The 22,706-nt window shown below is 63.0% G+C and carries 14 protein-coding genes; 11 read left to right on the forward strand and 3 right to left on the reverse strand.

Features of this window, described 5'->3' with window-relative positions:
* Positions 1 to 192: 192 nt before the first annotated feature.
* A complete protein-coding gene (locus C8K58_RS07340; protein ID WP_027608239.1) occupies positions 193 to 1,101 on the reverse strand; it encodes a LysR substrate-binding domain-containing protein in 909 nt (302 codons plus the stop codon).
* Positions 1,102 to 1,283: 182 nt separating this feature from the next.
* On the opposite strand from C8K58_RS07340, the gene aspA reads away from it, so the two are divergent.
* The 8 genes from aspA to C8K58_RS07380 all read left to right on the forward strand — a co-directional run bounded on the left by aspA (position 1,284) and on the right by C8K58_RS07380 (position 18,312).
* The gene (aspA, locus tag C8K58_RS07345) at positions 1,284 to 2,708 is read left to right on the forward strand and encodes an aspartate ammonia-lyase (RefSeq protein ID WP_025854459.1); all 1,425 of its coding nucleotides are present in this window, start codon (positions 1,284 to 1,286) and stop codon (positions 2,706 to 2,708) included.
* A gap of 391 nt (positions 2,709 to 3,099) precedes the next feature.
* Complete coding sequence (locus C8K58_RS07350) at positions 3,100 to 4,545, forward strand: sodium:alanine symporter family protein (RefSeq protein WP_108573470.1); 1,446 nt, start codon at positions 3,100 to 3,102, stop codon at positions 4,543 to 4,545.
* Positions 4,546 to 4,622: 77 nt separating this feature from the next.
* On the forward strand, positions 4,623 to 5,600 hold the full coding sequence (locus C8K58_RS07355) for an asparaginase (RefSeq protein WP_092355926.1): 978 nt from the start codon (positions 4,623 to 4,625) through the stop codon (positions 5,598 to 5,600).
* A gap of 116 nt (positions 5,601 to 5,716) precedes the next feature.
* Entirely contained in the window at positions 5,717 to 10,279 is a 4,563-nt protein-coding gene (locus tag C8K58_RS07360) for a hypothetical protein (protein WP_108573472.1), read from the forward strand.
* A 48-nt stretch (positions 10,280 to 10,327) separates the two neighbouring features.
* Complete coding sequence (locus tag C8K58_RS07365; RefSeq protein WP_092355932.1) at positions 10,328 to 11,320, forward strand: AraC family transcriptional regulator; 993 nt, start codon at positions 10,328 to 10,330, stop codon at positions 11,318 to 11,320.
* A 142-nt stretch (positions 11,321 to 11,462) separates the two neighbouring features.
* Complete coding sequence (locus C8K58_RS07370) at positions 11,463 to 12,494, forward strand: histone deacetylase family protein (RefSeq protein ID WP_108573475.1); 1,032 nt, start codon at positions 11,463 to 11,465, stop codon at positions 12,492 to 12,494.
* Positions 12,494 to 13,585 carry a polyamine ABC transporter substrate-binding protein gene (locus C8K58_RS07375; RefSeq protein ID WP_027608233.1) on the forward strand — a complete coding sequence of 364 codons (1,092 nt, stop codon included), beginning with the start codon at positions 12,494 to 12,496 and terminating at the stop codon, positions 13,583 to 13,585. Before C8K58_RS07370 ends, C8K58_RS07375 begins: the two co-directional genes overlap by 1 nt.
* Before the next feature lie 17 nt (positions 13,586 to 13,602).
* Entirely contained in the window at positions 13,603 to 18,312 is a 4,710-nt protein-coding gene (locus C8K58_RS07380) for a dermonecrotic toxin domain-containing protein (RefSeq protein ID WP_256592520.1), read from the forward strand.
* A gap of 3 nt (positions 18,313 to 18,315) precedes the next feature.
* Here C8K58_RS07380 and C8K58_RS07385 read toward each other — a convergent pair whose 3' ends face one another.
* The gene (locus tag C8K58_RS07385; protein ID WP_108573589.1) at positions 18,316 to 19,857 is read right to left on the reverse strand and encodes a PLP-dependent aminotransferase family protein; all 1,542 of its coding nucleotides are present in this window, start codon (positions 19,855 to 19,857) and stop codon (positions 18,316 to 18,318) included.
* Positions 19,858 to 19,947: 90 nt separating this feature from the next.
* Between C8K58_RS07385 and C8K58_RS07390 the strand changes: the two genes are divergently transcribed.
* Genes C8K58_RS07390 through C8K58_RS07400 form a run of 3 tightly spaced genes read left to right on the forward strand, consistent with a single transcriptional unit; the run spans position 19,948 to position 21,720 of the window.
* The gene (locus C8K58_RS07390) at positions 19,948 to 20,586 is read left to right on the forward strand and encodes an FMN-binding negative transcriptional regulator (protein ID WP_092355938.1); all 639 of its coding nucleotides are present in this window, start codon (positions 19,948 to 19,950) and stop codon (positions 20,584 to 20,586) included.
* Positions 20,583 to 21,029 carry a GNAT family N-acetyltransferase gene (locus tag C8K58_RS07395; RefSeq protein WP_027608229.1) on the forward strand — a complete coding sequence of 149 codons (447 nt, stop codon included), beginning with the start codon at positions 20,583 to 20,585 and terminating at the stop codon, positions 21,027 to 21,029. The genes C8K58_RS07390 and C8K58_RS07395 overlap by 4 nt, the downstream gene beginning before the upstream one ends.
* A 10-nt stretch (positions 21,030 to 21,039) precedes the next feature.
* Positions 21,040 to 21,720 carry a GNAT family N-acetyltransferase gene (locus C8K58_RS07400; RefSeq protein ID WP_027608228.1) on the forward strand — a complete coding sequence of 227 codons (681 nt, stop codon included), beginning with the start codon at positions 21,040 to 21,042 and terminating at the stop codon, positions 21,718 to 21,720.
* 3 nt (positions 21,721 to 21,723) lie between these two features.
* Here the strand turns inward: C8K58_RS07400 and C8K58_RS07405 are convergent, their stop codons facing one another.
* Positions 21,724 to 22,623, reverse strand: coding sequence for a homocysteine S-methyltransferase family protein (locus tag C8K58_RS07405; protein ID WP_098480695.1), 900 nt, complete (start codon positions 22,621 to 22,623; stop codon positions 21,724 to 21,726).
* Positions 22,624 to 22,706: the final 83 nt, after the last annotated feature.

Consider the following 22,706-nt stretch of genomic DNA (forward strand, 5'->3'; position numbering starts at 1 on the left):
TGGCTTGTTGTACGAAATGTGGCCGGTTGGACCGGCCGAAGGCCGCGCAGTATACCGTAATAATCCAGATAAACAGCCCCTGGGATGACCATCTGTCTAGCGGGGCAAAGTGGCGGTTTTATTGACTTTCAAGTCAGCCAAATCACCACAAGCCCCCTCCCCCATTTGCCCTGCATTCGGCCCGAGATTGGCTCAGGCATTCTGCGCCGCGCCACCTTCCAACTTGCGCCACAACAACCGCACATTCGCCTTGCGCACCAGCGCGCAGCGATACAGACGAATTTCCAGCGGCACATGCCATTGCGGCCCGCCGCAGACCACCAATTCACCGCGGGCCAGTTCGGCACGCACGCTCAGTTGCGGCACCCAGGCGATGCCCAGGCCTTCCAGGGCCATGCTTTTGAGGCTGTCGGCCATGGCGGTTTCGTACACCGTGGTAAAGCGCAGCGCGCGCTGGCGCAGCAACAGGTGCACGGAACGGCCGAGGAACGCCCCGGCGCTGTAGGCCAGCAGCGGCACACTGCCCTCTCCTTCGAGGTCGAACAGCGGCTTGCCGTCGGCGTCGGCCGCGCATACCGGGAGCATTTCGGTGTTGCCCAGGTGCAGTGAGGGGAAGATTTCGGCGTCCATTTGCATCGCCGCATCCGGGTCGTAGAACGCCAGCATCAGGTCGCAGCCGCCTTCACGCAGGGCATGCACCGCATCGCCGACGTTGGTGGCCACCAGTCGTGTGGCGATGTTCAGGCCGTCGTTGCGCAGTTGTGCGATCCAGCGCGGGAAGAAACCCAACGCCAGGGAGTGGGCCGCGGCCACTTGCATGACTTCGCCCTGCCCGCCTTCCAGGTGATGCAAATGGCGCAGCACTTCGCCGAGCTGCTCGACCACGGTACGCGCGGTGACCAGGAACAACTGCCCCGCCGCCGTCAGCTCAACCGGCGTGCGCGAGCGGTTGACCAGGGTCAGGCCCAATGCGGCCTCAAGGCTGCGGATACGTCGGCTGAACGCCGGCTGGGTGACAAAGCGCCGCTCCGCCGCCTGGGAAAAGCTGCGAGTCGCCGCCAGGGCGCTGAAGTCTTCCAGCCATTTGCTCTCAAGGTTCATCACTGCCTCCCACGGGTACGCACCATTTTGGCACACACGCCCGCCATGATAGCCGGGTCACACTCACATTATGCCGTTTATGCATAGGCCAGTGTTTAACAGCATTGGCCCAAAATTTCCTACAGGCCTAGCATTCTCAGCGTTCCGGCCTGTTCCGGGTCCATATCGAGATGATTTCCGTCATGTCCTCCGCTGCATCATTCCGCACAGAAAAAGACCTGCTTGGCGTACTCGAAGTACCTGCCCAAGCGTATTACGGCATCCAGACCCTGCGAGCGGTGAATAACTTCCGCCTCTCGGGCGTTCCGATTTCGCATTACCCGAAATTGGTGGTCGGCCTGGCAATGGTCAAGCAAGCGGCGGCTGATGCCAACCGCGAGCTGGGCCAGCTCAGCGAAGCCAAGCACGCGGCCATCAGCGAAGCCTGTGCCCGCCTGATTCGCGGCGATTTCCACGAAGAGTTCGTGGTGGACATGATTCAAGGCGGCGCCGGCACTTCAACCAACATGAATGCCAACGAAGTCATCGCCAACATCGCGTTGGAGGCCATGGGCCACAACAAGGGCGAATACCAGTACCTGCACCCCAACAACGACGTGAACATGGCGCAGTCGACCAACGACGCCTACCCGACCGCGATCCGCCTGGGCCTGCTGTTGGGCCACGACGCGCTGCTGGCCAGCCTCGACAGCCTGATCCAGGCGTTTGCCGCCAAGGGCGTCGAGTTCAGCCACGTGCTGAAAATGGGCCGCACCCAATTGCAGGACGCCGTGCCGATGACCCTCGGCCAGGAATTCCGCGCGTTCGCCACCACCCTCGGTGAAGACCTGGCCCGCCTGAAAACCCTGGCGCCAGAGCTGCTGACCGAAGTGAACCTGGGCGGTACCGCCATCGGTACCGGCATCAACGCCGACCCGCGTTACCAGGCCCTGGCCGTACAACGCCTGGCCGTTATCAGCGGCCAGCCAGTGGTCCCGGCTGCCGACCTGATCGAAGCCACCTCCGACATGGGCGCCTTCGTGCTGTTCTCCGGCATGCTCAAGCGTACCGCCGTGAAACTGTCGAAGATCTGCAACGACCTGCGCCTGCTATCCAGCGGCCCACGCACCGGCATCAACGAGATCAACCTGCCGGCGCGCCAGCCAGGCAGCTCGATCATGCCCGGCAAGGTCAACCCGGTGATCCCGGAAGCCGTGAACCAGGTTGCGTTCCAAGTCATCGGCAACGACCTGGCCCTGACCATGGCGGCCGAAGGCGGCCAGCTGCAACTGAACGTGATGGAGCCGCTGATCGCCTTCAAGATCTTCGACTCGATCCGCCTGCTGCAACGCGCCATGGACATGCTGCGCGAGCACTGCATCGTCGGCATCACCGCCAACGAAGCCCGCTGCCGCGAACTGGTGGAACACTCCATCGGCCTGGTCACCGCGCTGAACCCGTACATCGGCTATGAAAACGCCACCCGCATTGCGCGTATCGCCCTCGAAAGCGGCCGCGGCGTGCTGGAACTGGTGCGCGAAGAAGGCTTGCTCGACGACGCCATGCTCGACGACATCCTGCGCCCCGAAAACATGATTGCCCCACGCCTGGTCCCGTTGAAGGCCTAAGCGTTTGTTGCACCGCTCACCAGGTTGAGGGACTAGACACCTCTCACCTTTTGAGGGCCTGAAGGCTCGTTCTTCAGGCCCTTTTTTTTGCCTCAAGGTTGTGAAATGACGCCCATAAAAAATCCAATATCGCCCTGCAAACCCTCCTTGCCTGTAACAGCTTGGCTGAAACCTTTAATCAGCCCGAGCAGACGGATCACGTTCGCCTAGGTATAGTGCCGCCCCTCTTCGCGTCTGCGGCCGTCGGTAACGAGCCCGGATACACGCGATAGCGCATGAATAACAACACCCGCAAAAGGATTGGGGTCGAACCGTCGCGCACTGCCTGGTGCTATGCGAGGGGAAGGACCGTCCTGCGTTTGCCATTAGAAAAATCAGCGAGGAACACTCCATGCTCGAAGTCATCAACGACTTCCTCTCAGGGAAAGTACTGATCGTGCTCATTGTCGGGCTCGGCGGTTATTTCACGATCCGCTCGCGTTTCGTTCAATTGCGTCACTTTTTCCACATGTTTTCGGTGTTTCGCGACAGCCTGAAAAACAGCTCCGACCAACTCAGCTCGTTCCAGGCGCTGATGCTCAGCCTGGCCGGTCGCGTCGGTGCCGGTAACATCGCGGGTGTCGGCATTGCCGTGACCCTGGGCGGCCCGGGTGCCGTGTTCTGGATGTGGGTCACCGCGCTGGTGGGCATGTCTTCGAGCTTTATCGAGTGCTCCCTCGGCCAGTTGTACAAGCGCACTGACGCGGAAGGCACCTACCGTGGCGGCCCGGCCTATTACATCCAGCACGGCCTGCACAAGCGCTGGCTGGGGATGGTCATGGCGTTCCTGCTGCTGGTGACCTTCGGCTTTGCCTTCAACGGCCTGCAAGCCCACGCCGTGACCCACTCGCTGAACAACGCGTTTGGCCTGGACACCACCTACACCGGCCTGACCCTGGCGGTATTGCTGGGCCTGGTGTTCATCGGCGGGATCAAGCGCATCGCCTCGATCGCCGACCTGCTGGTACCGGTCAAGACCCTGGTCTACATCGCCGTGACCCTGTATGTGATCGTGCTGCAATTCGACCACGTACCGGCCATGCTCGCGACCATCGTCAAAAGCGCCTTCGGCCTCGACCAAGCCTTCGGCGGCCTGGTGGGCAGCGCAATCATCATGGGTGTGAAACGCGGCGTGTTCGCCAACGAAGCCGGCCTGGGCAGTGCGCCCAACGTAGCGGCCGTCGCTTCGGTAGAACACCCGATCGCCCAAGGCGTGGTCCAGGCGTTCAGCGTGTTCCTCGACACCTTCGTGATCTGCACCTGCACCGCGCTGCTGATCCTGCTCTCCGGTTTCTACACCCCAGGCTTCGAAGGCGACGGCATTGCCCTGACCCAGAACTCCCTGGCCGCTGTGGTGGGTGACTGGGGCCGCATGTTTATCTCGGTGGCCCTGGCGTTGTTCGTGTTTACCTCGATCATGTACAACTACTACCTGGGCGAGAGCAACCTGCGCTTCCTGGTGGGCAACAACCGCAAGGTGCTGATGGGCTATCGCGCGCTGGTGCTGGTGCTGATTTTCTGGGGTTCGATCGAGAACCTGAGCACCGTGTTCGCCTTCGCCGACATCACCATGACCATGCTGGCCTTCGTCAACCTGTTCGCCCTGGCGTTCCTGTTCAAGATCGCCATGCGCATCCTGAACGACTACGACAACCAGCGCGCGGCAGGCATCAAGACCCCGGTGTTCGACTCCAGCCAGTTCCCAGACCTGGACCTGGATCGCAAGGCCTGGCCGGCCAATCCGGTAAAACCGCAAGCGACCCCAGCGGCGGAACTGAACGCTCAAGTGCAACGCTGAGCGTAGACAGATGACACGCCGCCCGGCCTTGGGCATGCTCTGGGCCCGGCGGCGTTTTTCGTTCAGGAGAATCTTCGATGTCCCCAGCCAATAACCTCATGGTGCTCTACACCGGTGGCACCATCGGCATGCAGGCCAGCGCCAATGGCCTGGCCCCCGCATCCGGTTTTGAAGCGCGCATGCGCGAACAGCTCGCCAACGTGTCAGTACCCGCCTGGCGCTTCCGGGAAATGTCCCCGCTGATCGACAGCGCCAACATGACCCCCGCCTACTGGCAGCGCCTGCGCACCGCCGTGGTCGAGGCCGTGGATGACGGTTGCGATGCCGTGCTGATCCTGCACGGCACCGACACCCTGGCCTACAGCGCGGCGGCGATGAGCTTCCAGCTGTTGGGCTTGCCGGCGCCGGTGGTGTTCACCGGCTCGATGTTGCCTGCCGGCGTACCCGACAGCGATGCCTGGGAAAACGTCAGCGGAGCCCTGCTGGCGTTGGGCGAGGGCCTGGCGCCCGGCGTGCACCTGTACTTCCACGGCGCGCTGATGGCCCCGACCCGCTGCGCGAAGATCCGCAGCTTTGGTCGCCATCCGTTCGCCGCGCTGCAGCGCAACGGCGGTGTGGCCAAGGCCGAAGCGCTGCCCGCCGCGCTGGATTACCGCCAGCCGAAGGCCCTGGCCAATGTCGGCGTATTGCCGCTGGTACCGGGCATCGCCGCAGCACCATTGGACGCATTGCTCGGCAGCGGCATCCAGGCACTGGTGCTGGAATGCTTCGGCAGCGGCACCGGGCCCAGCGATAACCCTGAGTTTCTTGCCAGCCTCCAGCGCGCCGAAGAAAACGGCATCGTGGTCGTGGCAATCACCCAATGCCATGAAGGCGGCGTGGAACTGGATGTGTATGAAGCCGGCAGCCGCCTGCGTGGCGTGGGCGTGTTGTCAGGTGGCGGCATGACCCGTGAAGCGGTATTCGGCAAGCTCAACGCGTTGCTCGGGGCCGGGCTGTCCATCGCCGAAGTCCGGCGACTGGTAGAGCTGGACCTGTGCGGCGAACTGAGCTGACCCCACCGCCGCACTGTAGATAGTCACCCCCTTCCCTGGCTGGCCGGCCCCTAGCATGGAACACCCGAGCGAACACCTCGGGCCGTTCCCATCAACCGGCAAGACAGGGATGCCCCATGACCACGCCCATCTCAATCGCTTCACAACAGCCACTGGAATTGCTCACCCAACTGTTAACAGGCCCGTCGTTCAGGGAAGTGGCGGCGGTGTTGTTGCGCCAGGCACTGCAGGCCCGCTACCCCACACTGGCAATCGACCCCGATATCTGCCTGATCGGCACCCCCGGCTGGAAGATCATCGACGAACAGGCCTGCGCCACTACCATCGCTTACCGCACACTGAGCGACAGCCTGACCGATCAGGCTGTGCTCGGCGAACCGACCCTGTACATCGAAGGCGAACACTTCCTGACCCAACAACCGCTCACCGAGCCGCCAACCCATTTGCCGGTGCGCATCGGTGACATCGCCCATCTGCTCAATACCCTGGCCCCCGTCATGCTGGCGGCCTGGCAGGAGCAACAGCTGGCGTTCTGGAACAAAAGCAACGGCAGCGGCCCCCATTGGCATCAGTTGTCCAACTCATTGCGCGGGGTGTGGAATGTCCGGCAGGCACCGGGCTGGAACGAAAGCGACTGCGCCATGGCGCGCCAGTTGTTTCACGCGCCAGCCTACGATGTGCGACGGCTCAACGACCCTTACGCCAGCCACGCCTACCTGCTCGACATCGATCAGGTCGACGGCGCGCAGGTGACCCACCTCAACCGGCTCGCGCTGTCGGTCCTGATCGGCAAGCAGGCCGGACGAGACGTCATCCTCACCCACTCGCTGCTCAAGGGCTATGAGAAGTTCGCGTCCCTGGAACAGCTGGGCCGGAGCCTGCCCGCTCGCCTGGACACCTCGGCGCCCCGCACACAGCTGCAATGGCGCCTGTTCGAACCTGACGGCAATATTTTCGATCACCAGGCCTGCAGCCTGATTGCCTTGCAGGTCGAAGCCATCGGCAGCCTGGACGTTTCCGACCTGCTCCACCCGGACACGGCTCCGCCACCCGGTGCCACCGAGTTGGCCACCGGTCCCGGCCCCGGCCGCGAGTGGTACCAGCAGGCGCTGCCGGGCTGGCTGCAGGAGGCGTCGACGTCCGACCTGAACGTCTATGCGCGGCATCTCAAGGACCTCGCGTCCCTGAACAGCAGCACCGGCGGCAAGTTGTATCAGGACGATATCCCGCCCATCGAGCAGTACGCGCTCAATCACCTCAAGGCGGAAATCCTCAAGGACCATCCGCAAGCCGGTGCCCTGGCCTTGGATACGCTCACCCTGAAAGTCCAGCAGCCGGTGGTGTGGGGGACTTTCACGGTGCCCGGCATGACCGAGACCACCACCTTCAACCTCGCCGAACTGGCGCTGCACAACCTGATCGCCATCCCGGTCGGCAACAAGACCTTGCAGCTGCATAACGGCCAAAATCTGCCGGACTGGCTGACCGTCGAGTACATCGAGAGCCTCATTTCCCGGGTGGACATCGGCCGGAACTACCCGGCGCTGATCAAAAGCAAGCTGCTGGAAATCCCTCGCGAGGCCTCATCGCGAAAGAACCTCTACATCCAGCACCTGCGCATCCAGCTGCCGTTACTGGCCCTGCAAGGCAAGATTCAGCAGCAGGACGGCATCGATGACCGCGGCTATCGATACGTTGCCGCCCTGATGCAAGCCGAGGCCTCGGATCACACGGTAGACGGGCAGACCATCGTCATGCGGCCTCTGGCGTTCATCCCGCAACGGCGGGACGACGCCACTGCCGATGAGGTCGAAAACATGTACGTCATCGGCCCGCAAGATCCCGCCGCCGGTCCCTGCCTGCTCTATCGACCGCTGTTCACGCCGGCCCTGGTGCAATATCCGTCCCCGACCAACCTGATGTACGCCATTGCCCAGTCCCCCGACCTGCGCCGTTCGGTGCTGGCCTGGTTGCCGGACAGCGCGCGCGATGCTTACGCCAACTATGTGTTCCCGGGAGAATTACCTTCTCCCTGGGCCGTCGCCGATTTTCTGGTGGACACCTCGACACTGGAAACCATGAGCGGCCCCATCGGCCTGGGCAAAGACCCACTCAAGGGTGACCTGCTCGCCGGCCTTTTTGAAGCCAACGCCCAGGCCCTGGTCAAGCTGGCCGACCGCCAGTCGACCTCCAATACCGAGAACCGCTGGGCGACCCTCAAGCAAACAGGCTGGACGCTCCTCAATGCCGCGCTGCCCTTTACCAGCCCCAGCGTGGCGACAGGCCTGTGGATCTGGCAGGTCGTCGATCAGTTGCAACAGTTTGTCGGGGCCACGGAGCAGGATGACACCGCGGTCCAATGGACCACTTTCACCGACGTGCTGCTGAACCTGTCGATGGCGATTACCCTGCATATCAGCACGCGCCTGCGTCCCCGCGGCGCTCGGCCCGAGCGGGAATCCAGGCCGACCGAGCCCTCGGCAGGGCAGCGGGTCGAGATCAAACAGCTGGGCGCCATCGCCGGCAATGAAAGCCCACCGGGTCACACTCCACTACTGCATACCAGCGGCGCGCTCAATCGGTCGCCCGCCACCCTGGGGCGGGTGCTGGACCGTTTCAAAGTCAGCCAGCCTGGCGCAGCGAGCAGCGTCGACACCCGCCCGGGGCCGACCCGCCACCTGACCCGCGTCGCCGAGCGTCTCTACGCACAGGTCGGCGAGCGCTGGTTTGAAGTGAGCGCGGACGACGAGGGCAACGTGGTCATCATCGACCCTCGGCAGCCGGATCGAACCGGACCGCCGCTGATTCACAACGCCGCCGGCCAATGGTTCGTCGACACCCGCCTGCGCCTGCGCGGCGGCGGCCCCAAGCGCATGCTCAACAAAGCCGAAGCGGAAGCGACCCTCAAGGCCGCCGAAGTACGGGCCAAGCTCGAGGCCTTCGAAAACGCCAAGAAGACCGCACAAAGAGCGCTGCAACAGGCCCGCCAGGCCATGACCGACGTCTCCGGTAACGCTGCCGAAGTCAAACGCCAGCACTACATGGACACCCTCGACCAGCAGAGCGCGGATTACGAAGCGGCGCTGCAACACCTCAAGACCCTGAGTGTGTTCACCCCGGTCCCCGACTACCAGCAAAAAGCCCTGGGTTATATAAGAGCGCAACTGGAGCTTACCGAAGCCGCGATCAGGGAGGCCCAGACCACCTTCACCCCCCAGCTCAGGGTCGTGCTTGACCAGCTCGAACACCCCGACACCCGGCACCCGACGCGGTACGTCGAAGACGCGCGACAAATGACCGAGATGAGTGAAGACATGATCACGCGCCTGGACTACACCCATGCGCGCTTCACTCAACTCAAGGCCCTGGCCAAGGAGGGCGTGCAGTTGATCCAGAGCGCCAGGAAAAAACTGCCGGCCTACACCAGCATCGACCTCAAGGCCCTGCAGATAACCCTGGCGCGCAGGTTGTGCCTGCCGGAGGACAGCGCGACCCGTGCACCCCAGGCCTGGGCCAACCTCAATGAGATTGTCGACAACGCCGATCTGTCGGTCCAGGCCCTGCGCGACACCCTCAACGAACGCAGCGAGGCGCGGCTGGACGAACGCATCGAATCCCTGAGCAGCCTGATCGAACAATTCAAGGTCCTTGACGAGCGCCTGGAGGACTTCTCCCAGGAGTTTTCCAGCCTGACCCACCTCTCCCCGCTGGAACGCCTGCGCAAACAGGTCAAGGATTTCTCCAGGCAGGCCTTGACCCATCTGTCCCAGCTGCACGCTGAGCGGGACATCCTGCGCAATCGGCCCACCCCTCCACCGACGCCCCCCAAGCCCTTGAAGAAATTCATCCATACCCGTTACAACGGCGTGATGATCGGCGAGCCCCGCCTGACGGCGGTCGGCCTTGAAACCGATCTGGTGGATATCAAGTCACCGCTGACCCGACAGGTCATTGCCACCTTCCATGAGAAAAGCCCCAACGTCTGGGTGCAACGGCTGAGCCCTGCACACACCGAGCAGGCGGTGCCCGAGCTTCAGTCCAGCCTCGGACAGGGCCGCACGCTGCTGGACGGTTTGCCCGCGTTCAAGCAACGGGCCATCGAGCAAACACGCCAAGCCGGGCGCACCGCCGTCGGCATCGAATACCTGTACCACCGTCACGCGTTGCTGCTGGAAGAAACCAGCCGGCACATCGAGCAGGCCCTGGCCGACAGCACCATCACAGCGGATCAAACCCAATCGGCAACCGCCCTTGGCAAGCAGCTCAACGACGCGGCACAGGACCTGTACCGGCGCGCGTCCGAGAGCATGACGCGCATGATCAAACAGCACCCCCCAACCACCAAAGGCGTCGAATGGCTGAGTGAGCGCGACGAGATCGTCATCAAGAAATCCGTGAGGCGTCGCCGGCTCAAAAGCAGCACACCGGACTACCTGGACGAATACATCATCACCGAGCGCGCGACCCATCAAGTGCTCTGGTACGCGCACTTTCATTATTCGACCGACTGGACGCCTGCCAAGGCCTACCTGAGCGCACGGTTGAAAACCACCCATGAATATCGACAAGGCTCGGCGGCCGACTCGGTCAAAGGCCTGAACGAGCAGCAGCAAATCGACTATTACCGCAGCGAGATCAGCCTGGAGGCGGCCAAACGGCTATTTTTTGACCACAAGTAAGCGGCACACTCCTTGCTGCCTCTGGGCAAACCCTGGCAGGACTCCCCCATGCTGCACTCGCACCTGACTACGCTCAACGCCGTCTCCCTGGTACTCGACACCTTCAGGGACGAGGGCGTGAGCCGCGACGTGCTGCTGGCCGGCAGCGGTATCTGCGGCGCCGACCTGAACCGCGCCGACACGCGCATCACCACCAACCAGGAGATGCGCGTATGTGCCAATGCCGTGGCCCTGCGCCGCGATATCGGCCTGGAGTTGGGCCGGCGCATGCACGTGTCATCCTACGGCATGCTCGGCTATGCGCTGCTGACCAGTGCCACCTTCGGTGACGCTTTGCGCCTGGCCCTGCGCTATCCGGCGCTGTTGGGAACACTTTTCGAGCTGAGCCTGGAAGACGACGGCCAGCGCATCTGGTTCACCGCCGACGGGTATCGGGAAAACCCGGCGCTGGCCACCTTCAATGTCGAGTTCTGCCTGGTGTCGTTGAAGGTCATCTGTGACGATCTGCTGGGCCATGCCCTGCCGTTGCTCGGTGCGCGTTTCGAACACCGCGCCCCCGACTATCGCGCACGTTATGCCGAGCACTTCGATTGCCCTCTTGCCTTTGCCGCCAGTGCCAATGCCTTCGCTTTCGACCGGCACTGGCTCGACCAGCCGTTGCCGCTGGCCGACCCCATCACCCACCGCGCCATGGGCGAGCGCTGCCGCAAACAGAACACCGAATTCACCGGGCGCCAGGCCTGGCTCGGCCGGGTACGCCAATTGCTGGCCGCCCAATTGAACGCCGCCCCCGGCATCGATGGCCTGGCCGGGCAGATGAACTGTTCGCCGCGCACCTTGCGCCGGCATCTGCATGACCTGGGTTGCAGCTATCAGGAACTGCTGGACGAGTTACGCTTCGAGCGGGCCAAGCAGTTGCTGGGCGAGGACCAACTGCCGATCTATCGCATCGCCGAGCAGTTGGGCTTCAGTGAAACCGCAAGTTTCAGGCACGCCTTCGTACGCTGGAGCGGCGTGGCACCGAGTCAGTTCCGCGCTTGAGTCGCGCGCACCGACATGGGGCGAATAACGGACACAGGCTTTGGCCATATTTATCCCCTTTTGGCCGCTCCTGCCGTTCTCCAAACCTGCCCACGCCGCAACACTGCAAGGCATCCCAAGCAGCCTGCGGAGAACAACAACAATGCTGACGATCTACTCGGACGATCATCATCTGCACCACGGCCGTTGTGAATTGATGGACGGGCAACTGATGCCCTGCTTCGAAATGCCCGCCCGCGCCGACCATGTGCTGCAGCGGGTCAAGGACCGCCAGCTCGGCCCGGTGCAAGCGCCGCAGGACTTTGGCCTGGCCCCCTTGCAACGCATCCACAGCCGCGAGTACCTGGATTTTTTCAAAGGTGCCTGGGCCCGTTGGGTCGAGTTCGGCCAGGACGGCGACCTGCTGCCCTATACCTGGCCCGCCCGCACCCTGCGCGCCGTCATGCCCACCAGCCTGCATGGCCAGTTGGGTTACTACAGCTTCGACGGCGGCGCGCCGATTACCGCCGGCACCTGGCAGGCGGCCTACAGTGCGGCGCAGGTGGCGCTGACCGCGCAACGGGAGATCCAGCAAGGCGCCCACAGTGCCTTCGCGCTGTGCCGGCCACCGGGACACCACGCCGCCGGCGACTTGATGGGCGGTTACTGCTACCTCAATAACGCCGCCATCGCCGCCCAGGCATTTCTCGACCAGGGCCACCAGAAAGTCGCGATCCTCGACGTGGATTACCACCACGGTAACGGCACCCAATCGATTTTCTATGGGCGTAGCGATGTGCTGTTCACCTCGATCCACGGGCACCCGGAAGCCGAGTTTCCGTTTTTTCTCGGCTATGCCGATGAGCTGGGCGACGGGGCCGGAGAGGGTTTCAACTTCAACTATCCGTTGCCGGCCGGTTCGGGCTGGGACACCTGGTGCGCCGCACTGGAACAGGCTTGCCAGGCGATTGAGGGCTACGGCGCCGACGTCATTGTGGTGTCCCTGGGCGTCGATACGTTCAAGGACGACCCCATCTCGCAGTTCAAGCTCGACAGCCCCGACTACCTGGCCATGGGCAAGCGTATCGCCCGCCTGGGCAAGCCGACGCTGTTCGTGATGGAAGGCGGCTACGCGGTAGAAGAAATCGGCATCAATGCCGTCAACGTGCTCGAAGGTTTTGAGGGGACTGCCTGATGAATATGCTCAAGTCGCTTGTGCTCTGCGCCGCCGTATTAAGCACCGCCGCCCACGCTGAAGAAAAAACCCTGCGGGTCTACAACTGGTTCGACTACATCACCCCCAAGGCCCTGGAAGATTTCAAGGCCCAAAACCCGTCGATCAAGTTGGTCTACGACATCTTCGACACCAACGAAGCCCTGGAAGCCAAGCTGCTCACCGGCAATTCCGGCTATGACGTGGTGGTGCCATCCAATGTGTTCCTGGCCAAACAGATCGAGGCCGGTGTGTTCCAGGCCCTGGACCGCAGCCAGTTGCCGAACTGGAACCACCTCGATCCCAAGTTGATGAAGCTGATCGAGGCCAACGACCCGGGCAACAAATTCGCCGTGCCCTACATGTACGGCACCATCCTGATCGGCTTCAACCCCGACAAGGTCAAGGCCGCACTCGGCGCCAATGCACCGGTGGACAGCTGGGACCTGATCTTCAAGGAGGAGAACATCAGCAAGCTCAAGCAATGCGGCGTGGCGCTGCTGGATTCACCCTCGGAGATCCTGCCCCTGGCCTTGCAGCACCTGGGCCTGGACCCCAACAGCAACAACCCCAAGGACTATGAAAAAGCCGAAGCCTTGCTGCTGAAGATCCGCCCGTACATCACCTACTTCCACTCCTCCAAGTACATGGCCGATATCGCCAACGGCGACATCTGCGTCGCCGTCGGCTACTCCGGCAGCTTCTCCCAGGCCGCCAACCGCGCCAAGGAGGCCAGGAACGGCGTGATCGTCGACATGCGCCTGCCCAAGGAAGGCGCGCCGATCTGGTTCGACATGCTGGCCATTCCCAAGGGCGCGAAGAACCCCCAGGACGCCTACACCTTCATCAACTACCTGCTGCAACCGCACGTCATTGCGCCGATCAGCGATTTTGTCGGCTACCCCAACCCGAACAAAGACGCTACCGGGCAGGTGGACCCGGCGATCCGCAACAACCCCAACCTGTACCCCACCGAAGCCGCGATGGCCACGCTCTATACCTTGAAACCCCTGGGACGCGACGCCGAACGCGCCAGGACCCGCGCCTGGTCCAGGATCAAGTCCGGGACCTGAGCAAACGTGACCGGGAAGTGCTTCCCGGCCACGATGACTTATCTACCGACCGCCCGGCCGCAGCGCCAATTACCTTGCAGCTCTTCATGCCGACCCAGGCCAAGGAGCTGCAGATGCCCAACGATTCACCCCCTAGCAACAATCGCCCGCCCAGCAGCTATGAGCTGCTGACGCAACTGAGCGTCGGCCCGTCGATCCGCGACGTCGCCGCCAACCTGTTGCGTTCGTCCCTCATGGAGCAATACCCGACACTCGCTATCGACCCTGACCTGGCCATGGTCATCACGCCGCGCTGGCGCATCGTTGGCGATGTCATCCAATCCGCACCCGCCACCGCGCAATCGCTGACCTCGGTGCTGGCCAACCAGGCCCTGGCGCCCGAGCCGGTGATCTATATCGACGGCGAACACTTCCTCACCCTGGAACCCGAGACCAAGCCCGCCGTGCACCTGCCGGTGCAGATCGATGCCATTGCGCGGCTGATCAATGAGCTGGCGGCGCTGATCTTTACCGCCTTCCAGGAGCAGCAACTTGATTACTGGAACGCTTCCAACGGCCTGGCGGGCCCACGCTGGCAAACGCTCTCCCATTCCCTGCGCAAAGTCTGGAACGTCACCGCGCAGGACGGCTGGGATGAACACGATTGCGCCATGGCCAGGACGTTGTTCCACTTTCCGGACCGGGCCAAGCGTCGGAACTTCGACACATTCCAGACACACGCTTACCTGATCGATATAGATGGCCTTAAAAACAACCGCTCCACTCACGTCGGCCTGTCGGATATCGCGGTGCTGATCGGGGTACATGAGCAACGCCAGCGGGTCCTGACGTATTCGCTGATCAACGGCTACGAGAAATTCGAGTCACTGCAAAAGCTCGGCGAAGCCTTGCCCGCGGCACTGACTCAAGCTGATGGGGAGGTAACCGTGCAATGGCGATTGTACGAACCCGCCGGGGATTTTTTCGACAGCCTGGCGTGCAACCTGATCGCCCTGCAATTGCAGGCCATCGGGTCAATTGGCTCCGCCGACCTTGAAGCCCCCGCCACGGCTGCCGTCACTGGCCAGGCCGTCGCGCGCATCCTGCCGGTGATTGAAGACTTGAGCGATCACTCATTGTCGAGCATCCACCAGATCCACGAGCAACTTCCCGACTGGCTTGCCAATGCCTCGGACCTGGACGTATCGACCTACAGCCGTTACGTGATCGAGCTGGCCGAACTGCATACCCACAACCACGGCCAGTCTTTCCAGGACGGTATCCCGCCGATCCGCGACTACGCCCGGCAGCAACTGCAAAACCGGATCAAGGCCCATGCAAATGGCGCGAGCCTGAACCTGGACAAGATAGAGATCAGCATCGAAAGCCCGGTGGTCTGGGGCACCTTCGTGCTGCCCGGAACCAGTGACATCACCCGGCGCAACCTGATCGACCTGGCCCTGGAAAACCTCACCGGGCTGCCCACCGGTACGCCCAGCGTGCACTACAACGGCGGCGAGGGGCCGCAATGGCTGACGTACAACTACCTCAAGGACGTGATCGAAACCCTCGACATCGGTGAGCGTTACCCGACGCTGATCAAACACACCCTGCTCGACGACCCCGTTCAATCGAGGCTTCGGCAAACCCTCTACACTTCGCACTTGCGGGTGCAACTGCCACTGCTGGCCTTGCAGTGGAAAATCCAGGGCCTGCACGGCATCGATGATCGCGGTTATCGCTATATCGCTGCCGCGGTGCAGGCACACGCCCATGAACGGCAGGTCGAGGGGCAAGAGATCGTCATCCGGCGCCTGGCGTTCATTCCCACCCTGCGCACCAGCCAGGCGCAGGACGGGGTGGCGAATATGTTTGTGATCGGCCCCCGCGACCACACCCAAGGCCCTTGCCTGTTGTACCGCCCACTGCTGGAGCCGGTGCTGATCCAGTACCCGTCACGGCAAAACCTGTTGTATGCCATCAAGCATCACCGCACCCTGCGCGACTCGGTGCTGGCCTGGCTGGCCGAAGATGTACGCTTCAACTACGAGCAGTATGTCTTCCCTGCCGCATTACCTTCGCCGTGGACCGTGGTGCGCGGGTTGGTGGAGCCGCAAGTGGTGGTGCAAATGAGCGGCCCCCTGGCCTTGAGCGACGAAGTGGTGGGCAACGACAGCCTGGCGACGCTGTTCAGGGACAACGCCAACGCGATGGTTGAATTGGCGACGCGGCAATCGGTGTCCAACGCTCAGAAACGTTGGGCAAGCTATCGAGAAGCCGGCTGGCTGATTTTCAGCGCGGCGTTGCCATTCATGGGCCGCACCGTGGGCATCGCGGCCTGGATCTGGCAAATCATGGACGACCTGCAGGCGACCGCCCAGGCGGAGCCGGAGCCTGACGGGCAGGTGTCCTGGACAGCCCAGGTGGATCTGCTGCTCAACCTGGGCATGGCCCTGGTGCTGCACGTCGCCCTGCGCCATCCGCCGGTACGAAAGACGCCCAAGGCCACGTTGCCGAAACAGGAAGCCACCCCGACCCAGGCGCCTGAAACCAGACTGCCGCCGAAGCACCGGATCCCCGTGATGCGCCGCCCCGACTTGCCCGACGCCGAACCGCCCGCTCGCCATCAAGGCCCGCTGTACAACAGCGGCGCACTCCAACGTTCTCCGACAAGCCTGGGGGCCACACTGGACCGCCTCAAAGTGGCCAGGCCCGACGGGCTGGGGGAAGCCGTCAAGGAAACAGGGCCGCACCTGCATCTCTATGCGCTTGCCGATAAATGGTACGCGCCGGTGGGCGCACGCTGGTTCGAGGTGGCGGTGGATGAGCACGACAATGTCATGATCGTCGATCCGGGCCGCCCCACTCACATCGGCCCGCTGCTGGTGAGCAACCTGGCCGGGCAATGGTTTGTCGACACTCGCCTGCGCCTGCGCGGTGCCGGTTTCAGGAATCGCCGGCAATCGGCTCGCGGCAAAGTACCTTCGCGGATCACCGACCTCCGGCAGAAACTCAACCAATTCGATGCTGACGAACGGCGCGGGCAAGCTGAAGTCGCCCAGGCCCACGCCGCGATAGACCCGGTGCCCGGGCCCTCCTCCGATCGCCAGCGCCAGGCGTTCCTCGACAAGGTCGACAGCCGCCTGGCCGACTATGACGTGCCCATTCGCCAGTTACGTTCGCTGAATGTCATCGATTCGGTACCCAACTACCAGAGTTCGATGATCGACTACCTGAACAAACAACTGCTGCTGACCCGCTCGGCCATCGCGGAACGCTTGCCGGTCTTTCGCGACAAGTTGCTGGTGTCGGTGGAAGACATGGAAGCCCTCACCTCCCTGGACATCAAACAGCGTAACGAGATCGCACAGACGATGGCGAAGCTGAACCTGGATATGATCAACCGCATGGAGTATGCGCAGTCGCGCTATCGCCAGTTGGAAAGCCTGGGCATAGAGGGTGCCAAGGTCATCCAGACCAGCGTGCAGGCCCTGCCCGACTTCAAGCTGCACGACCTCAAGGCCATGCAACTCACCCTCAGCCGCTACCTGTGTATTGGCGAAGGCAGCGGGGAGGCCTTCACCGACGCCCGTGCGCAACTCAATGACATCGTGGATAACGCCGATCTCACGGTGCAAACGTGGATCGAGACCCTGGTGGAAACCAGCATCAGCGACCTGCACGAGCGTATTGAAGTGCTCAACAGCCTGGTCGACCAGTTCGCGATTGTCGACCAACGCCTGCTGGACCTGCACGCCGAACACCCGGAACAGGTGCAGCGAGAACCCCTGGAAAACCTGCGCCAACGCATCGATGAATTCAACCAACAGGCGGTGCATGAGCTGGCGCTGTTGATCAGGCAACGAAAAGCCCTGGAGCCCAAGCCTGGCCCATCAAAAGCCCCCCCGACACCCAAGCGCAAAGTCATCAAGACACGCTTCAACGGGGTGGTGGTGGGCGAGCCCCGTGAAGCCGAAAGCGGCCTGGTGGACGTCAAGGCCCCGGTGACGGGCAAGCTCATCGCGACCTTTCACGAAAAAACCCCTGGGGTCTGGGTCGAACGCCAGAACACGCCCTCAAGCCCCCGAGAGCCCCAGGTGATCGACCTGGGCACCAGCATCGACACCGCCCAGAGCCTGCTGAATGAAGAGCCCGCCGCCACCCTGCGCACCCTGGACCACGCGAAGAAAGCCGGGCGTATTCCGGTGGAAATCGAAGAGATGTTCCACCAGTACGCCGCACGCCTGGAACACGCAATGGCCACGATCGAAGAGGCGCTCACCCGGCTCAACCTCACGGAAAGCGACCGCCCGCCCGCCGCCGCCCTCAACCGTCGCCTCAATGACGCCGCACAACGGCTATACGAAATGGGCACAAACACTCGCATCAGCATGACCAAACAACAACCACCCACGGCGGCACGGGTGGAGTGGCTGCACAGCCAAGGCCTGGTGAAAATCGCCAAAGTGGTCACGCGGCGGCGGCTCAAGGGCCCCGGCAAAAACTACCTGGACGAATACGAGGTGCGTGATCACCAGACCCATGCGGTGCTCTGGTATGCGCACTTTCACTATGAGTCTCCCCAGGCGGCGCTGGAGCACTACACCGCCGGCCACCTCAAGACCCGCGACCAGCAGAAACTGGGGGGCGCTGTGCACCGCACGGGCTTGAGCGACCGTGACCAGATCGCGATTTATCGCAGTGAAATCAGCCCGATCCTGGCCCGCTCGTTGTTTTTCCAGACCTGACCGTCAATCGTGCTGCCAGGCTCTGCGCAAAGCGGTCAGGGCCTCGGCAACGGCCGCCTCGGGTACGGCGGCAAACCCCAGCACCAGGCCGGCGCGCTGGTCTGCCGGAATGGTGGAGTGCGCCAGCCAGTAACTGCTTAAACCATTGACTTCGACGCCCACGGCACGGGCCTGCTCAAGCAGCTGTTGTTCGCGGGCCAGGCTGTCCACGCGCACGGTCATGTGCAGCCCTGCGGCGATAACGGGCAACTCGCCCACCCCCGGCAGACCGCGCGGCCACCCGGCGAGCAAGGCATTGCGCCGGCTCAATGCCGCGCGCCGCATCCGGCGGATATGCCGCTGGAAGTGCCCGGCCGCCATAAACTCGGCCATCACCGCCTGGGTACTGACTTCCGAGTGGCGCATATCCACCGCACGGCGCCGTGAGAAAGCATCAACCAGGCCTGGCGGCAACACCAGATAGCCCAGGCGCAAGGCCGGGAATGCGACTTTGCCGAAGGTACCGACGTACAGCACGCGGCCGCTGCGGTCCAAAGCCGCCAGCGGCGCCAGGGGGGCGCCGCTGTAGCGGTATTCGCCGTCATAGTCGTCCTCCACGATCCAGCCGCCGGTGCGCTCGGCCCAGGCCAGCAACTCCAGGCGCCGCGCCAGGCTCATCACCACGCCCAGCGGATATTGGTGGGAGGGCGTGACATAGGCCAGGCGGCAATCACCCAAGGTATTCAGGACCTGGCAATCGATGCCGTCGCTGTCCACCGGCACGCCCTGCAGGTTGGCACCGGCCAGGGCGAACGCGTGACCGGCGGCCCGATAGCCCGGGTTTTCAACCGCCACCCCGTCACCAGGCTCTACCAGCAACTGTGCACAAAGGCTGATTGCCTGTTGTGCACCGCTGGTGATCACTATTTGCTCAGCCGTACATTGCATGCCCCGTGAGCTGCGCAGGTAAGCGGCGATCAAGCCGCGCAGGCGGCTGTCACCCGCCGGGTCGCCATAGCACAGCTGCGCCAGGTCCGGCTTGCGCCAGAACGCCCCGTTGAGCTTGGCCCAGACCTCGAAAGGGAATAGATCGAAGGCTGGCACGCCCACGCGAAATGCCTTGGGCGGACCCGCCGGCGGCTGTGACAAATGGTTATTTTGCACGCGCCCCAAGGCCGGCCTGTGGATAACTTCGCCATCGAGGTTTTTCGGCAATTCCGTCCATTTTGTGGATAAGTCTGGGGATAAGCTTGTTGATAAGCCTGTGGATACTTTTGTGGATAGTTTTTTTGCCGTGGGTAATTGGGCGACATAGGTGCCGTCACCCACACGGCCTTCGATAAACCCCTCCGCGTACAACTGATCGTAGGCGCGCACCACGCTGTTGCGGGAAATCAACAGCGCAGCGGCCAGGTCACGGCTGGCGGGCAGGCGCGTACCGCTGGCCAGGCGCCCATCCAACACGCGCTGACGCAGGGCTTCATAAAGCTGGCGCGTCAGGCCTTGGCGTCGATCCAGCTCGATACCGGCAGGGTTGAAGGACAGCGGCGGCGAAATGGGCGACATCATATTGGACCTATGAAATTGGCCGAAGATGGCTCTTACAACGAACCATTAGCCTGCCTAGGATGCAGGCATTCGCCAAGGAAAATATTCATGTACACACCCCGCGCCTTTGCCCTCGACGACTTGCCCGAAATACAGCAACTGATCCAGCACACACGCCTGGCGCAGTTGGTCACCTTTGGCGAGCAAGGCCTGCAGGCCAGCCACTTGCCGCTGCTGCTCAACCCGGATGAAGGCCCCAACGGCACGCTGTACGGGCACCTGGCCAAGGCCAATCGGCAGTGGCAAGACCTGCAAGACGGCAGCGAAGCCCTGGTGATCTTCGCCGGCGCCGAGGCCTACATCAGCCCGGGGTTTTACCCGGCCAAGGCTGAGCACGGCAAAGTGGTGCCCACCTGGAATTACATCGCGGTGCATGCCTATGGCAAGGCCGAGGTGTTTACCGATGCCGAGCGCCTGCTCGGCGTGGTCAGCGCCCTCACTGACCGCCACGAGGGCAATCGCGCCCAGCCATGGAAGGTCAGCGACGCCCCGGCTGATTACATTGACGGCATGCTCAAGGCCATTGTCGGCTTCAGCCTGCCGATCGAGCGCCTGATCGGCAAACGCAAACTCAGCCAGAACCGCAGCGCGGCGGACATCGCCGGCGTGCGCGACGGCCTGGCCGCAAGCGCCGATATACGCGACCAGACCCTCGCGCGCTTTATTCCCCAAGGAGTTTCAGAATGAGCCAGATCGAGATCCGCCAGGTCACCGCAACCGACCACGCCGCCTGGCTGCCGCTGTGGCAGGCGTACTTGACGTTCTACAACACCGAACTGCCGGACGCCGTCAGCCAAAGCACCTGGCAGCGCCTGATCGATGCCCATGAGCCGACCCACTCTGCGCTGGCCTGGCAGGACGGCAAGGCGGTGGGCATGGTCAACTTCATCTACCATCGCTCCAACTGGAGCATCGAAAACTCCTGCTACCTGCAGGATCTGCTGGTGGACCCGGCCCAGCGCGGCACCGGTGTCGGCCGTAAACTGATCGAGTTCGTCTACGCCACTGCCAAGGCCGACGGCTGCTGCAAGGTGCACTGGCTGACCCACGAGACCAACGCCACCGCGATCCAGCTCTACGAGCGCATCGCCGAACGCCCTGGCTTCATTCAATTTCGCAAAGGTCTTTAAGGAGCGCAGCATGTCCACTTCCCTCGCCGACTGGAAAGGCGCCCCGGCGCCCACCGCGCAACTGCTCGAAGGGCGCTTTATCCGCCTGGAAAAACTCGATCCGGCCCGCCACGCCGACCAACTGTGGCAAGCCCTCGAAGGCCCCGGCGCCGACCCCAAGTTGTGGGATTACCTGCCTTACGGCCCGTTCGCCGAACGCGCCGCGTTTGATGCGTGGTTGAACAACCATGCGGCGAACAGCGACCCGTATTTCTTCAGCGTGGTCGACCGTGCGTCCGGCCAGGTGCAGGGCATCCTCAGCCTGATGTCCATCGTCCCGGCCCAGGGCCGTATCGAAATCGGGCATGTCACCTTCGGCGCGCCGATGCAGCGCTCACCCAAAAGCACCGAGGCGGTGTACCTCCTGGCCAAATACGCGTTCGAACAGGGTTACCGCCGCCTGGAGTGGAAGTGCAACAACGGCAATGCCCGCTCCAAATATGCGGCGGAGCGGTTGGGGTTCAGCTTTGAAGGGGTGTTCCGCCAGCATATGGTGGTGAAGGGGCAGAACCGCGATACGGCGTGGTATTCGATTTTGGATTCGGAATGGCCGACGGTGGGCGCGGGGTTTGAGGCGTGGTTGTCGGAGGCGAACCAGGCAGGTTCCGGGCAGTTGAAGGGCCTGGCGGAGTGTCGCCGCCAGGCGCTTTAAGGCTTACCCCAGCTTCTGGGCCAGCACCGCAATATGCTCCGGCCCGATCCCGCAGCACCCGCCCAAGTGGCTGGCACCGCGCTTTTTCCAGTCCGCGGCCCACTGCAGGTAGCCCGGTGGGTCGAGATCCTCGCGCAAGGGGTCCAGGCCGTCGTTGGCCGTGGCTTCCTTGGGCTGGGGCGGGAAGGCGTTGGCGTAGGCGCCGATCTGAATCGCCACGCCCAACCGCTCGAAGGTTTGGCGTGCGGCATCGATCGCCGCGCCGATCACTTCCGGCTGGCTGCAATTGAACAGCAACACTTGCACACCCAACTGCGCCGCCGCTTCGGCCGCGTCCGCCACCGGCTCGCCGGAACGCAGGCGCGGTACTTCGTCGGTGTCTTCGTCTTTCAAGGTGAAAGACAGCCAGAACGGCTTGCCATCCTTCGGCAGGTCCGCATGAATCGCCCGCGCTTCGACGATTGAGCTCTGGGTCTCCGCCAGCCACAGGTCGACATGGGGTGCCAGGCCCTGCACCAGTGGCGTCAACAGCTCAGACACGCGCTGCGGCTCGAACAGATCAGGCCGATACGAACCAAACAACGGCGGCAACGAGCCGGCCACACGCACGGCCTTGCCCGAAGCCTGCACCGCCCGTCTGGCCAATTCACCCGCCAGCGCCGCCAGGGCCTGGCCTTCGGCAGCAAAGCGCGCCTCGCCGATATGGAACGGCACCACCGCATAGCTGTTGCTGGTGATCACATTGGCACCACTGTCGATATAGGCCGCATGCACCGCCTCCACCGCTTGCGGTGCTTCGCTCAATGCCAGCGCCGACCACTCCGGCTGCCGGAACGGCGCACCGCGGCGTTGCAGTTCACGGCCCATGCCGCCGTCCAGAATTACTGTGCTTACTGCGCCCATATGCTTTTTACTCATAAGCTTATGAAAATAACTCACTATGAGAGTCGTTCTTATAACTATTTAATACGTTCCGTTCGGTTCAT

Origin of the sequence: Pseudomonas sp. GV047 (assembly GCF_003058245.1) — a bacterium.
Lineage (GTDB): Bacteria > Pseudomonadota > Gammaproteobacteria > Pseudomonadales > Pseudomonadaceae > Aquipseudomonas > Aquipseudomonas marginalis.

What these genes read in the sequence shown, in the direction of transcription:
- C8K58_RS07365 (WP_092355932.1), top strand. Translation starts at nt 10,328, where the DNA reads ATGCTGCACTCGCACCTGACTACGCTCAACGCCGTCTCCCTGGTACTC.
- C8K58_RS07395 (WP_027608229.1), top strand. Translation starts at nt 20,583, where the DNA reads ATGAGCCAGATCGAGATCCGCCAGGTCACCGCAACCGACCACGCCGCC.
- C8K58_RS07375 (WP_027608233.1), top strand. Translation starts at nt 12,494, where the DNA reads ATGAATATGCTCAAGTCGCTTGTGCTCTGCGCCGCCGTATTAAGCACC.
- C8K58_RS07385 (WP_108573589.1), bottom strand. Translation starts at nt 19,857, where the DNA reads ATGTCGCCCATTTCGCCGCCGCTGTCCTTCAACCCTGCCGGTATCGAG.
- C8K58_RS07405 (WP_098480695.1), bottom strand. Translation starts at nt 22,623, where the DNA reads ATGGGCGCAGTAAGCACAGTAATTCTGGACGGCGGCATGGGCCGTGAA.
- C8K58_RS07340 (WP_027608239.1), bottom strand. Translation starts at nt 1,101, where the DNA reads ATGAACCTTGAGAGCAAATGGCTGGAAGACTTCAGCGCCCTGGCGGCG.
- C8K58_RS07355 (WP_092355926.1), top strand. Translation starts at nt 4,623, where the DNA reads ATGTCCCCAGCCAATAACCTCATGGTGCTCTACACCGGTGGCACCATC.
- C8K58_RS07360 (WP_108573472.1), top strand. Translation starts at nt 5,717, where the DNA reads ATGACCACGCCCATCTCAATCGCTTCACAACAGCCACTGGAATTGCTC.
- C8K58_RS07390 (WP_092355938.1), top strand. Translation starts at nt 19,948, where the DNA reads ATGTACACACCCCGCGCCTTTGCCCTCGACGACTTGCCCGAAATACAG.
- C8K58_RS07350 (WP_108573470.1), top strand. Translation starts at nt 3,100, where the DNA reads ATGCTCGAAGTCATCAACGACTTCCTCTCAGGGAAAGTACTGATCGTG.
- C8K58_RS07400 (WP_027608228.1), top strand. Translation starts at nt 21,040, where the DNA reads ATGTCCACTTCCCTCGCCGACTGGAAAGGCGCCCCGGCGCCCACCGCG.
- aspA (WP_025854459.1), top strand. Translation starts at nt 1,284, where the DNA reads ATGTCCTCCGCTGCATCATTCCGCACAGAAAAAGACCTGCTTGGCGTA.
- C8K58_RS07370 (WP_108573475.1), top strand. Translation starts at nt 11,463, where the DNA reads ATGCTGACGATCTACTCGGACGATCATCATCTGCACCACGGCCGTTGT.